At 58.5% G+C, this 12944-nt stretch carries 11 protein-coding genes and 1 tRNA gene; 4 read left to right on the top strand and 8 right to left on the bottom strand.

The features are described from left to right. Window positions 1-5: 5 nt before the first annotated feature. The 3 genes from NE591_RS03890 to NE591_RS03880 form a co-directional block, all read right to left on the bottom strand. Window positions 6-500 (bottom strand): DUF3990 domain-containing protein, encoded by a 495-nt coding sequence (locus NE591_RS03890; RefSeq protein ID WP_181869645.1) that lies wholly within the window; start codon window positions 498-500, stop codon window positions 6-8. Between the two features lie 456 nt (window positions 501-956). Then, a complete protein-coding gene (locus NE591_RS03885; protein ID WP_114538960.1) occupies window positions 957-1586 on the bottom strand; it encodes a hypothetical protein in 630 nt (209 codons plus the stop codon). Between the two features lie 48 nt (window positions 1587-1634). Next, window positions 1635-2396: a hypothetical protein gene (locus NE591_RS03880; protein WP_114538959.1), complete on the bottom strand. Its 762-nt coding sequence runs from the start codon at window positions 2394-2396 to the stop codon at window positions 1635-1637. 66 nt (window positions 2397-2462) lie between these two features. Here NE591_RS03880 and NE591_RS03875 point away from each other — a divergent pair, with 66 nt between their 5' ends. The 3 genes from NE591_RS03875 (at window position 2463) to NE591_RS03865 (ending at window position 6925) form a co-directional block, all read left to right on the top strand. After that, window positions 2463-4628: a toll/interleukin-1 receptor domain-containing protein gene (locus tag NE591_RS03875; protein ID WP_114538958.1), complete on the top strand. Its 2166-nt coding sequence runs from the start codon at window positions 2463-2465 to the stop codon at window positions 4626-4628. Between the two features lie 111 nt (window positions 4629-4739). Next, complete coding sequence (locus NE591_RS03870; protein WP_227069416.1) at window positions 4740-6269, top strand: RyR domain-containing protein; 1530 nt, start codon at window positions 4740-4742, stop codon at window positions 6267-6269. A gap of 149 nt (window positions 6270-6418) precedes the next feature. Further along, window positions 6419-6925, top strand: coding sequence for a MarR family winged helix-turn-helix transcriptional regulator (locus tag NE591_RS03865; RefSeq protein WP_227069415.1), 507 nt, complete (start codon window positions 6419-6421; stop codon window positions 6923-6925). A 234-nt stretch (window positions 6926-7159) separates the two neighbouring features. Here the strand turns inward: NE591_RS03865 and NE591_RS03860 are convergent, their stop codons facing one another. The 4 genes from NE591_RS03860 to NE591_RS03845 all read right to left on the bottom strand — a co-directional run bounded on the left by NE591_RS03860 (window position 7160) and on the right by NE591_RS03845 (window position 10203). Further along, window positions 7160-8023 (bottom strand): nucleotidyl transferase AbiEii/AbiGii toxin family protein, encoded by an 864-nt coding sequence (locus NE591_RS03860; protein WP_114538955.1) that lies wholly within the window; start codon window positions 8021-8023, stop codon window positions 7160-7162. After that, window positions 8020-8616, bottom strand: a complete 597-nt coding sequence (locus tag NE591_RS03855; protein WP_227069414.1) for a type IV toxin-antitoxin system AbiEi family antitoxin domain-containing protein — start codon at window positions 8614-8616, stop codon at window positions 8020-8022. Before NE591_RS03855 ends, NE591_RS03860 begins: the two co-directional genes overlap by 4 nt. Before the next feature lie 599 nt (window positions 8617-9215). Next, window positions 9216-10073, bottom strand: coding sequence for a virulence RhuM family protein (locus NE591_RS03850; RefSeq protein WP_227069413.1), 858 nt, complete (start codon window positions 10071-10073; stop codon window positions 9216-9218). Window positions 10074-10125: 52 nt separating this feature from the next. After that, window positions 10126-10203, bottom strand: a tRNA-Met gene (locus NE591_RS03845). Between the two features lie 180 nt (window positions 10204-10383). Between NE591_RS03845 and NE591_RS03840 the strand changes: the two genes are divergently transcribed. Continuing rightward, window positions 10384-11424 (top strand): DMT family transporter, encoded by a 1041-nt coding sequence (locus tag NE591_RS03840; RefSeq protein WP_227069412.1) that lies wholly within the window; start codon window positions 10384-10386, stop codon window positions 11422-11424. Here the strand turns inward: NE591_RS03840 and NE591_RS03835 are convergent. Further along, window positions 11400-12824: an amidophosphoribosyltransferase gene (locus NE591_RS03835; protein ID WP_227069411.1), complete on the bottom strand. Its 1425-nt coding sequence runs from the start codon at window positions 12822-12824 to the stop codon at window positions 11400-11402. The genes NE591_RS03840 and NE591_RS03835 overlap by 25 nt on opposite strands. Between the last annotated feature and the right edge of the window lie 120 nt (window positions 12825-12944).

The following is a 12944-nucleotide window of genomic DNA, read 5'->3' as shown; positions in this document are numbered from 1 at the left end:
CGTCCTCACCTCTCCACCGTCCGCGCCGACTCAAAGGTCAGCCTCTCTAACGCCTTATCGTTGCAGAAAAGTATTTGCGTGAAAAGCTCTTTGATCTTTAGCATTTCCAGAGCAGCACGAGCCGTGATCTGCCCTTGCTCGTAAAGCGTTACCGTTGTGAATACGTCATCGTTCGCCACGGGCCCAATGATAATGTCCACTTCGAGTGCTTTATCGCGACCTTGCTTTCGGTTGTGCACGACGAACTCCAGCCACTCTTCATTAGGTTCGGAAAATTCGAGAACGCGTAGCTCGCGCCCGGCTCGCTCCATATCGCATTCGTAGCTATTCAGCGTCGGAGCCCCCTCCATGCCGCGGCGCACAAAGGCCTTGCGAGCGAAATCCTCCGCTTGAGCAAGGTTTGTCGTGGTGTAAAACCCTGTTCCGAAATCCAAGTAGGGAGAACGATTCACAATCCTCGGCTCACTGGCCGTTTGAGTTGAAGCATGGTATAGCCGCATGAAGTTCTCGCCTTTCGGATAACACCTCTTACACTGGCCGAGACGGGTTAAAAAGGACCGCATCCCATGATGGCAGAATAGCACGCCCCAAAGCTTCAACCCACCCGAGAACGTGCCGATTCTCTACGCAGGCAACGCATCGGCTGGAATGCGCATAACGGGGAGCTGTCGAACCTGCTCGTCAAGAAAGAAAGCGGATCTGGAAATCACAGTCCGTGATTTCAAGTGACAGAGGATGGGGCCTTACGCGAACGCCTCCTCCATGCCAATGCAGAATAGATCCATTGACACCATAAGCAATGGCATTATCTTTAGCTATAAAGCCCCCGAACGGCGAGGAATCACCTCTTCCGGTGCTTTCATTTTGCGTTGGCATAGAGCGCTTCCTCAACACAGCAAGGTGATCAGAATGCGATGTCACTCTTAATTATGCAGAAAAGCTTTAGAGCCACCGCCTCAAACTTCAATGCTATTAAAGAAATAGTTGCAGCCTGTATTGGAGTCTGTTCCCCAGAATTGCGAGAAGACGTTCATCTCTTGCGTAGTGCCAGGGCCCAAATAGAAGGAATAAGTCACCACTTCATCGTTGATGGCAAGCGTATGGAAATTCCAGGACTCCGAGTCGAAATACAAAGCTTTATCGAGCTTTTGAGCTAGCGATTGTCCCCCGTCGGGCATCATGCGAGAGAAATGCCAATCTTTGGAAAGGATAAAGTTGAAAATGGTTGAGTCAATTCCGCCCGATCGAATCTCACGCCCGATTGCGCTGTAACCAGAAGGCGCAATGCTGAAGAGATGAACTGCGTTGTCGTAGCCGATAGCAGTACTCAGCTTATCGATTATCTTTGAATGAGCCCGATCGCGGGACATGCGACTTTCTGCAATATACAAATAGTGATCAGAGGAGGGGTCGCTGAAAGATCTTCCGGTCGACATTTCTCCGCCAGCCAAAAGAGCTAGCCCGGGGTACTTTGCGGCCGGCGTCTCCTCAATCCAGCTATCCTTAACCCGAAAACGCGCTTGACCACCAGGCTTTATGCTTTCCCAATGCCAGCCGGGCGTCGTCTTAAAGTCCCATCTTCCCATGCTATCTCCTAATATCAAAGCGTCAAATCTTTTGATCGCAAATCCTTCTTAATTCAAAGAGGCGCACTCCTTTGTTGCAAGGTCGGCAAAAAAGGCCTGCGCCTCATGGCTCCCCGCATTTACCAAGACGCCCTCTCCAAATACTGGATGGGTCAGGGGATCGCCCGAATGAAGGCTTCCGTCTTCGTTCGAAAACCACGTCTTAAGCAAATCAGAATAAGGCATGTATTGAGTCGTCGCGCCATCGAAATCCGTACGAGACAAAGGAGTCGTTGACGCCAGTTCTATTTTATTAGGAACAAAGATCAATCCCTGTTTATTAAATGCTGTAAATATTGCACTTTCTAACAAACTTTCGGCGAATAGAATGCCCCATAGAACACCCTTCTCGCGCTTAAACAAATCTAAAGCCAAATCTTCATGCGACACAATCGCTTCTTTCGCAGACCTATAAGCCAATTGCTTAATCACCCCTGCATACTGTTGCGCATACGCCAAGATTGCTTGCCCATCCGCGCCGAAAGGTATATCCACTCTTTCGCGGAAGGCTTTTCTATAGGAGACGAATGAAGATATCTCCATGCTCTTGCTTGCTTCTGGTGGCAGCAAAATCGTCTGTCCAAGCAATGGCATTAACGCAAAAAGCTGCTCCCCGGAATTTGAGTATAGACAACCAACATCCTCAAAGTTTTGTGCGAAATTTCGTAGGCCGCCTCTTTCCATTATGGAGGAAATTATAGAGCACACATTCCATGCTTCGGCAATCCTAAACAATAACTCTTGGTTCGCCTCTTCACTTGCGGTATACAAAATAGCTCCTTCTAGCCAAGAATCAATAAGTGGAGAATAGCTGACGCACTGACGCCTCATTGCCCAATGGAGCTATTTCTTGTCATGCAAGGATCATCTCTTATAATTCCCCTCATGCGAAACGCGGCAACACATACTTCATCCCCCGGTTATGCAGCCTTTATTAGCTATCGGCATTTGCCTCGGGACGCGGAGGTGGCTTGTGAGGTGCAGCGGGCGATTGAGGAATACCGGCTACCACGGCATGTTGCGCAGGCGCACCAAGCCTTTCGTCCCCCTAAACTCGGCAAATGCTTTCGCGACGAGGACGAGCTTGCGGCTTCGCACTCGCTGCCCGACAGCATTCGGGAGGCATTGGCGGCTTCGCGCGCACTAATTGTCATTTGCTCGCCGGAAACGCAGGAAAGCCCCTGGGTGCGACGAGAAATCGAGATGTTCGAGCAGCTCCACGGGCGCGAGCGCATCATTTGCGTGCTGGCCGCAGGCAGTCCCGAGGAAAGCATTCCGCCCATTCTGAAGACGCGCCTGATACCCGACGCCAGCGGCGTTTTGCGGGAAATGCCGGCCGAGCCCCTCGCCGCCGATCTGCGTCCGGAGGCTAAGGCCAAGCGCAAGGCCGAACTGCTGCGCATCATCGCCGCCGTCGCCGGCTGCAGCTACGACGATCTCCGCCAACGCGAGCGAGCCCGCAAGCGCAAGCGCATTGCCCTCGCGTCCGTGGCAGCGGCCCTCACCATCGCCGCCGTCGGCGTCTTCGCCTTCCAATTTCACCAAACCAGCGAGGCGGCGCTCATCGCGGAATCGAAGAGCCTCGCCGCCCAGGCGCTCGACCAGTACGCCCAGGGGGAGACCGCGCAGGCCATCGAGACTGCGCTTCAAGCCCTCCCCTCTTCCGAGAGCGACACTAGCCGGCCGCTCGTTCCCGAAGCCCAAGCCGCCCTCGAAAAGATTCTAGCGCTCAATCCCGATCCGGAGCAGCCCTGGACGCCGTTCTATCTGTTCGAAACGGACGGGGAAATCGTAGATGTCACCTACAGCCAGGAAGGTACCTGGGCCGCCGTCCTCGACGCCACAGGAACCGTGTCCCTCTACAACGCCGACAACGGAACGCTTACGGGCACGGCAACACCCCACGTCTTTGAGCTGAGGGATGACACAGTTCCTGCGAGAGACTGGTTTATCAAGGCCATATCCCCTTCGTGCCTCGTTATGGGCAATGTAACGGGGCCAGGCGGCGTTGTGGTCATTGATCCCCTCACTAATGAAGTCCTCTTGGATCTGGATGACATCTACCCGCTTACGGCAATACCGCTCGAGAACGAGACGGGCTCCTCCGACTTCGGGCTGCTCACGTATGGCACTCGTTCCATAGCGGCTTTTCTCGTTGACGCGCAAGCGAAGAATCTCCTCGCAGGCGCCGAGATGCCCGTCGACCAGTTCCCGCGTATGGCGAACCTCGACACCTTCTGCATTCAGAAAGCGCCTGCAAGGGCCTATTATGCGCTCGATACGGCGCTCGTCACCTTCAATCTCGCCGATGAAACCGCACGCCAAGACACCGTTTCCGATGCCACGATCCAATCGGTGCACTGCAAAGACGACCTCGTCGCCTTTGCAGCGGCAAATATCGAGAACAGCAGCGACGGCATCAACAACTACCCCTTCTCCATCACCGTCGCCAGAAACACGGGCGACGGCTTCGAGACCCTTTGGACCTACGAGGACACCTTCGCTGTCACCGTCAGCACTAGGAACGATACCCCGCAGCCCTTCGCTAGCGTCCCGAAAATAGTCGACATTCTCCACTGCGGAGAAGATCTGGTCCTTGCCGCGGCCGGGAAGAAGCTCTACGCCTTCAGCCTTACAACAGGCGAGGTCGTCTACGAGCAGGAATTCGCCGCCTCCATCGTCGCAGCCCAACCCTGCTTCGTCGAAGAAGACCGCTACGCCATCTCGCTGGCCCTTAGCGATGCCACGCTCAACGTGATCAGTCCGTTGTTCGACGTCACAACCAGCACCGATTCCAGCACGACCGCAGTTCCGTTTACCCTCAATGGCGCATGGCTGGGTGCGGACAATTACGGCAATCTTGTAGCCTACCTGCACACCGCCGACCGGCTGAACCGCATCTACTGTTATCTGTTCCGGCCTTTCTGCGACAGCACCGTTGCCGAGGAGTTCACCCTCGACGAGCTTCTGGCCTATGCGCGCCAGGCCGTCGGCCAATCGTAGCGCATGCCCCTTCATTGCCCAATGTCGGTGCTTACGGCAGGTATGATAGGCACGTTATCATGCGGAATGCGCCATAGCGCACGCGGAAAGAAGGGAGGGATTGGCCAACCAATGACGAAAGTCAGACAGCGCGCGTCCCTTCCCGTTGACGCCGTCAAGCTCGCGCTTGAGCGGGAGCACCAAAAGCGTGAGGACATCAAGCCCATCGAGCTTCTGAAAGTGGCCCTGTCCGCCTATCTTGCCTTCACGTTCAACGAGGACGAAGCGAACGCAAAGGCGACGGCCAAGACGCCTCTCGAGTCAACGGACAGCGCCGCCCTTCGCCGCGGAACCCAGGCGGCCGTCGACCGGCTGCTCTTCAACGCTAATTACTGGCGTGCCGCCTACGAATCGCGCGTTTTCGAAGCCTGCGAGCGGCCAGAGAACGCCCGGCAGTGCCTGCAGGCCCTCTCGGTTTGGACGGCGCACACCCTCAAGCTGAACACGCTGTCGCCCAACGAGGCCGTGGCCACCTTCGAGCGCTTCTGCCCGCCTTTCGCCCTGAACCGACGGCGGGGATCCCACGATCGGGATCGCGCGGGAAAAGGCCCTCTTCCCGATTTCAAGCGCGCCATCAGCCAGATCGCCGCAAGCGGAAGCGAGTCCGAAGCCTCCCTTGAGGCACTGCGCGCTCTGCTAGACACCATGGAGGCCGAGGCCGTCGGCTACGAGGGCCTAGGAACTGAAAGCTCCCTCACCGCCCTGTTCGACATCCTGCCCGCCTGGTGCCTGCAGAACCGCATCGAGCTGGTCAGCGGCCCGTGGTGGGACGACTGCGCCGTCATGAGCGCCATCATCGACGCGCTGCACGCCCGCTTCGTCGAGCTCGGCTTCGGAGAGGCGGTCTGCCAGTACTTCCTCGATTCCTGCTACGAGGCGCTGGACGCCTACCACCGCGACCTTTCCAGCGAGCCCTGTGCCTGGAGCGAGCTCTCCGTTCCGGAGCTGATCGCCGTCATCCGCGAAGAGCGCGAGCGCCAGCCCAGCTTCGAAACCGACGGGTACGGCAGCAACCTGCCCGCGTGGCTCATCAGCAAAGAGCAGCTCATCTGGAACATCTGGGTCTGCGCCCTGTACAGCCCGGCGAGCGCGCGGCCGCTGCTGGTCGATTCGCCCGACTTGCTGGCCAGCCAGGGCTACGCCGGCAAGACCGACGTCATCACCGAGCTGGCCCAAACGTCGTTTCTGCGCTACACGACCGACCGCATCGCGTCGCAGACCGACCAGGAGTACGCCTCCTTCGCGAGCCTGCCGCCCGATTTGCGCGACTCCTCCATCGCCTACATCAGCAGCATCCACAGCAAGCTGGAAACGCTCGGCTACGAAGTGCTGCCCGCCGGCAGCTGCTACCCTGAGCGCTGCGTGGCCGCCTTTACCGCGAGCGAGGTGGAATGTCTGGCCATTCTGGAGCACCGTCGCTGGCTGCGCGAGCGGCAGCGCGCCGGCTGGCGCTACGGCACCGCCAAGGACGTGGAGCGCCGGCGCAGCCCCTACATGGTGCCGTGGGAGGAGCTGCCCGACCGCGCCAAGGAGTGGAACCGCTCGGCCGTGCGCAGCATTCCCAGCCTGCTGGCCAGCGTGAACCTGGCCGTGGTGAAGTAGCGGCGCCTTTCCCGCGCAATAGCGCCGTGGTGAAGCAGCAACGGGTCGGTAATGGTTGGCGGCTGCTTCTGGCGCGGCGACGTCGGGGGCTTCTAAGATGGAGGTCGCGCCTGCCCCTGCGGGCGTCCATCGACGAAAGAAGGCTCATCATGATTGAATCGACTCAGGTTCTGCATCAACTGAAAGTGGCGACCAACTACAGCAAGCTGGCCATGCACAAGTGCGGCCCGCGCAGCTTCAAAAGCGGGCAGGGCGCCATGTGTAAGGTGCTCTACAAGTTCGGCGACGGGAAACTGTCGCTGAAGAAGCTGGAGGAGCGTCTCGGCTGGGACGGCCACGAGGTCGTTCGCGTGGCCGAGAAGGCCCAGGAGAACGGCTACGTGCGCTTTGCCACCAGCAAGAAGGGCAAGCTGTCCGTAGCGCTGACCGACAAGGGCACCATGGTCGTCGAGAAGCGCCTGGCCGCCGAGGACCGCGCGGCCGACGAGGTGCTGGAGGGCCTGTCCGACAAGGAACGCGAGTGCCTGCTGAAACTGACCGGCAAGGTGATTGAGAACTGCAAGGCCATGAGCGTCGATTACCGCACCATCGCCGTCAAGAGCTGTCGCGACCGCAAACCCGGCCACCATCACAGCCACGGCTGCTGCCGGCACTAAAACAGAGCGAAAGAGCCGCCGATCGAATGAGCTCGGCGGCTCTTTTATGGTCGCAAGGAAAGTAGGACGACGAAGGCTCTCGTTGACACCGCGGGCGTTACCTGCAAAACCGCTTTCGCCACCCTTCAAAAACTCTGCCGTGACGGGTTGTTGGATGGAGGGGGTCAAAGCTCTCGCGACCCACAACAGTGTTACATATTGCGTAATGATTGATTACTCAGTATTGCGCAGTAGCTACTCAGCAAAGCACGCCTGCCAGTCAATGGCCTCCATGATCGCTACAACCGTCTCGCATGTCCCGGCGAGGGTCATGTCGCCCACGTACGGATACTTGCGGGCGTACGCCGCCCATCGATCCCGCATGACGGCGTCGGAGGCCACCTCGGCCATCACCGCGCGGTAGCTGCCCATCGCGGCAAGCGTGCCGCGCTTCCCGGATGTAGCCGCAAGGGCGTCCCGGAGCACGTCTGGCTCCACCTCCGCCCTCCTTGTGAGCCAGAGCATGCGCAGGTCGTAGTAGTCGCGCGGGCGTGTGTTCGCGATGCCGCGGCTCACGACCGTCTCCAACTTTTCCGCCAGCGTGGTGGGGAGCGGGTAAGCCATTAGCGAGAGTGAGCGGTTGTCGAACATGAGAGGATAGCTGTACTCGACAGCGTCGGGCGTGATCTTGTCGCCCGTGGTCACATCGACGGTGACAGGCGAGCGCATCTTCTCATAACTGGCCAACAGGTGCACGCGTATGCCCGGGTAGTCATCTGTCTCGCGTATGTCCTCCGTGCGGACGAACTCGAACGAGAAGTCGTCATCGGCCTCCACGGCCGCGATCTCGCGGAACGCCCTCTCTGCATTCTCGTGGGTAAGCGGGAAGCCGCGAACCGTCGCGTCGAGGTCCTTGGTGCTCCGCCTGTCAACGCCCATCAGCGAGCTGATGAGCACGCCTCCCTTGACGACAACGCTGTCACGCCAGGGCGAGAGGGATATCCGCTCGAGCAACCGTTCGAGCAGGTAACTCTGCATCACGAGCTGCGGGGGCACCCCTCCTTCCTTGGCGCGATTGCTGATGATGGCCTTGAGCTGCATCGCATTTTTAGTTCTCACAGCAGCACCTCCAGATAGTTGCGTATCTTTTTCTCCACACCAAGCGCCCGCGCGTAGCCCAGCAGCTTCTGGACGTCCTTCTCGCGGCTGCGGACGTACTGCTTCATCGCCGGGTTGACCACCTGCACGTCAACGGCGCGATGCCCCCGGACGATGTCGCAGAGCGTGCGCTCCAGGTCATAGGCGCTCACTTCGTTGCCGTACGGGGTTCTGACCGTCGTAAGCCCCAGGCCGAGCACCTCATCCGCGCACGTGCGCACCTCGATGCCCGCCTCACGCACCTTGGTAGCTCCGTACGAGCGCGGGAAGGTCATCGTAAGCTGAAACGGCACGCGGTCAGCGTAGCCATGGAGGTAGAGAGCAGCTCCATCCGAGAGAATGCCCTTGGGGAAGCGGAGCTGTGCGGCAAGAAATTCGTCCTCCCATGCGTCCGCCATGCGGTAGACGCCACGCTGCACACGCTCAAGCTTGCCCGCCTTCACCATGTCCGAAATTCGCGCACGGGGAATCCCGGCGTCCACAACCTGCGCCGTCGTCACCAGGCCGCTGCTCGATTCCGCCAAGTCAATGATAGCCTGCACCCCCACCACCACCTCCTCCTCCTCATTGTCCGTTTACGCTGAATATTTTCTCATATTCAGTTAATACGGACAACGGAAAAATCGGAAGAACGCACCCGCCTTCCATCCATCCAGTAGGCACCACTATGAGCGTCACGCCATCTATCAAGATTCAGTGGAACTCTCTTCGCTGGCACTGCCCAACCTCTTGCTCAAATTCCAACAGGCGGCTACCGGCCGTAACGCACGAGAACGGGCAATCCTTGAGGTCGCCGCAGAGCTTGAAATCAGTGAACGGACACCACGACACTTGATCCCTCAATTTGCTGATGGCAGGTTGCTCGTCGCTGAAGGCTCAACCACTAATCGTGTCTACTACACGCCAAGCAAGCCCTGAGAAGAACGTCTCCTTGCGCAGTTCGTTCAGGGTCCATCCGCCACCCAAGCTGCACGGGAGGAACCATGGCTACGGCGACAAAGAGCCTACTATCTCTCGATCTCCCATCGTTGTGCAAAGCTCTCAGCGCGCGCAACCCTTTCCTCAGGGCGCATGCGCGTTATAAAACGATCGACATCAACAGCACTTATAGCGCCAGACTTGCGGGCACCTTTATCGCGGAGCATGTCATACATCATCTGAACCGACAGCGTTGGTAAGCTTCGAACTCCTTCTCGGCTTTCTCGATAGCCTGCTTGTGGGAGATGGCTCTATGCCCTTCGAGCAGCGCTCGACGTGAGTTGACGATTTCCCGATCAAGCTCTTCAACCCATTCAGCCATGGTCATCGCTCGCTCTTCTAGAGCCTGCAATTCGGCATAATCGAGAAAACGAGCGACCAGCAGATTGAGCGTTTGCAACTCTTTTTCGGTGAGATAGTTTTTCGCAATGCATACGTCAGCTTTAGTGAGGTAGTCGCCATCGAACGTCGTCATACCCACAAGCGGCTTGTCGCGGTCGACGCGGTCGTAGATGACCTCAGCCGCCGTGTGCTCGTGAACAGCGTAATGAAGTTTGTTCTGCATGGTAGCGAAGAACGTGCGCATCATAGAGGATTTCGGATCATAGTCGATGGCCGTCGCATAAATGTCCGTTACCTGCTGATAGAGGTTGCGTTCGCTAGAACGAATATCGCGAACCCGCTGCAGCAGCTCGCGGAAATAGCGGCTGCGACCGTCCTTGAGCCGGCGATCATCGAGCGCGAAACCTTTGACAGCGTACTCCTTGAGAACGCACGTAGCCCATTGCCGAAAACGAACGCCCTGCTGGGACTTCACGCGATAACCTACAGAGATGATGACATCGAGGTTGTAGTGCTCGACCAGACGCTCAACCTCGCGCCCTCCCTCGACTTGAACTGTTGCAAAATTTGCAACAGTTGAGCATTCTTCGAGTTCTCCCTCATCGAAAACATTTTGGATGTGCCGAGAGATCGTCGACTTATCGCGTCCAAAAAGGCATCCCCAAGAACGTCTTCCCCAAGCCCATCGCACTTCTCATGCTAAACAAAAAAGCCGCCGAGCGAACTCAGCGGCTGACAATTCTTGGTCGCGGGGGGCGGATTTGAACCACCGACCTTCGGGTTATGAGCCCGACGAGCTGACCAGACTGCTCCACCCCGCAATGGGTTACCTCAAAGGGCGAGGATATATATTACTCGCCTGAGCGCGAATTGCAAGTCTTCGATCACACTTCGCCTCATTCGGCACAATTCCTGCACATGTTTGCCGTCCCAATAGCCTCCAGCACGATTTGTCGCATCGCACACGGATGATCACTCTGCTCCGTGCTATGATGCCGCCTATGCTTTCCCAGATCAGACAAAACGGATTGCCCTCATGGGCCTACAAGGCGGCGCTGCTTTTGGCGGCCGCCATTTGGGGCATGGGCACGGTGGTCATCAAGTCCACCGTCGACGAGTTCCCGCCCGCTTGGATCGTGGGCGTGCGCTTCACCTTTGCCGGCATCATCCTCGGCATTGCCACGGCGCCGCGCATCTCCCGCGCCTTCGCCCGCAACAAGCGCGGACATCTGCGCGACGGCGCGGTGCTGGGCGTCTTTCTGTTCCTCTCCTACTGGTTCAACTCCACGGGACTCACCGACACCACCGCCTCCAACAGCTCGTTTCTCACCACGCTCTACTGCGTGATCATCCCCTTCCTCGGATGGATCATCATCCAGAAGCGACCGACCCGCTACAACATTGCGGCGGCTATCCTGTGCGTCACCGGCGTGGGTTGCGTGGCCTATGCCGGCATCGGCGAGTTCTCGCTGCGCTTCGGCGACTTCATCACGCTGGCCTCGGCTCTCTGGCTGAGCTTCCACGTGCTGTACACGGCGAAGTACGCGCCGGGACGCTCTATGATGCTGCTCACGGTCATTCAGTTCATCGTGGCGGGCCTGCTGGGACTCATCACCGGGCTTATCACCGAGCCCATGCCTGACTTCAGCCAGTTGGGCGCCGACACTTGGATGAGCCTCATCTACATCACCGTGTTTGCCTCTTGTGTGGCCCTAGGATTGCAAAACGCCGCTGTGGCCCGCGTTGATCCGGCCCAGGCGGCGCTGTTCCTTGCCACCGAATCGGTGTTCGGCGTGACGTTCTCCATCCTGCTCTTGGGCGAGGCGCCGGCGATTTCCGCCTACCTGGGATTTGCCCTCATCTTCGTCGGCATCGTCGTCAGCGAGTATTTGCCCCTGCGAGCCGAAAAGATCGCGGCCCAGAAGGCAAAACGGCCGCCGAAACGGCCGTCCTCGATTGCAAGCGGGCCGAAACCCAAGCAACCGACCTCGAAGAGGCCGACGCGTTCATGCGCTAGTTACTCGCGGCCGTCCCAGCAGTAGGTGCAGATTTTCTCCGGATCGATGCCGATGGCCTCTATCATGCCCTGGAGGCTCTGGTAGCTCAGCGAATCGAAGCCCATGTCCTCGCAGATGGTCTTCAGCAGGCACTGGCCGCGCTCGGTGCGGGCGTCGGCGTACTCGGACAGGTGCGCCACGCCCTCCTCGCCTTCCAGCTGGTCGACCACCCGGCGTGCGATGAGATCCATGTCCGACTTGCTAGACGAGAAGCTCAGATACTTGCAGCTGTACATGATGGGCGGGCACGCGCTGCGCATGTGTACCTCAGCGGCACCGGAGTCGTACAGAAAGTTCACCGTCTCGCGCAGCTGAGTGCCGCGCACGATGGAGTCATCCACGAACAGCAGCTTCTTGTCGCGAATGAGCTCGGGCACCGGTACCTGCTTCATGTTGGCGATCTTGTTGCGTAGATCCTGGTTCGCCGGCATGAACGAGCGCGGCCAGGTGGGCGTGTACTTGATGAACGGGCGCCCGAAGGGCATCTTGCTCTCAGTCGAATAGCCGATGGCATGGGGAATGCCAGAATCGGGCACGCCGGCCACGAAGTCCACCTCGGGGCACGCGCCGCGCGCCGCCTCGTCGCGGGCCATGATGGCGCCATTGCGGTAGCGCATCACTTCCACGTTCACGCCCTCGTAATTGGAGTTCGGGTACCCGTAGTACACCCACATGAACGCACACATCTTCATCTCGTCGCGAGCCGGCGCCAAAACCTCGATGGCATCGGGCGCAAGCCGCACGATCTCCGCCGGGCCCAACTCGTACTCATCGTGATAGCCCAGCTTGTGGTAGGCAAAGCTCTCGAAGGCGACGCAGTGGCCGTCATCGTCGGCGCCCACGAGCACGGGCAAGCGGCCCATGAAATCGCGGGCCGCAATGATGTCGCCATCCTCGGTCATAATGAGCAACGTGAGCGATCCGTCGATCTTCGATTGGGCATACTGGATGCCGGCGACCAGGTCGTCCTTCTGGTTGATGAGCGCTGCCACCAGCTCGGTTGAGTTCACCGCGCCAGAGCTGAGCGCCATAAACTGCGCATCGTGGTCTTCGAAGTACTCTTCCACCAAGGCCTCGGCGTTATTGATGGCTCCGATGGTCGTGATAGCGAACGTGCCCAGATGCGAGCGCACGAGCAGCGGCTGCGGGTCGGCATCCGAGATGCATCCGATGGCGCTCGTGCCATGAAAGCGCACGATGTCGTCCTCGAATTTCGTGCGGAACGGCGTGTTCTCGATAGAGTGAATCTGACGCTGGTAGCCATCCTCGTGGTCAAGCACAATCATGCCCGCCCGACGCGTGCCGAGATGCGAGTGGTAATCGACGCCGAAGAAAACGTCCATCACCACATCGCGCTTGGAAACCGCTCCGAAAAAGCCGCCCATGAAATCCTCCGTCTTAGTGTTTCAACGATAGGTCAAAGTATAAATGGTGCACCTGAACGATTGTTGCCTTGCGGTTAATTGGCTCAAAATTCACGATTTTAGGGACAAGGCCTGCCAGAT

Origin of the sequence: Adlercreutzia sp. DFI.6.23 (genome assembly GCF_024462535.1) — a bacterium.
Lineage (GTDB): Bacteria > Actinomycetota > Coriobacteriia > Coriobacteriales > Eggerthellaceae > Adlercreutzia > Adlercreutzia rubneri.
Note: the sequence above shows the minus strand (reverse complement) of the source record. Positions and strands in the feature narration are given on the sequence as shown.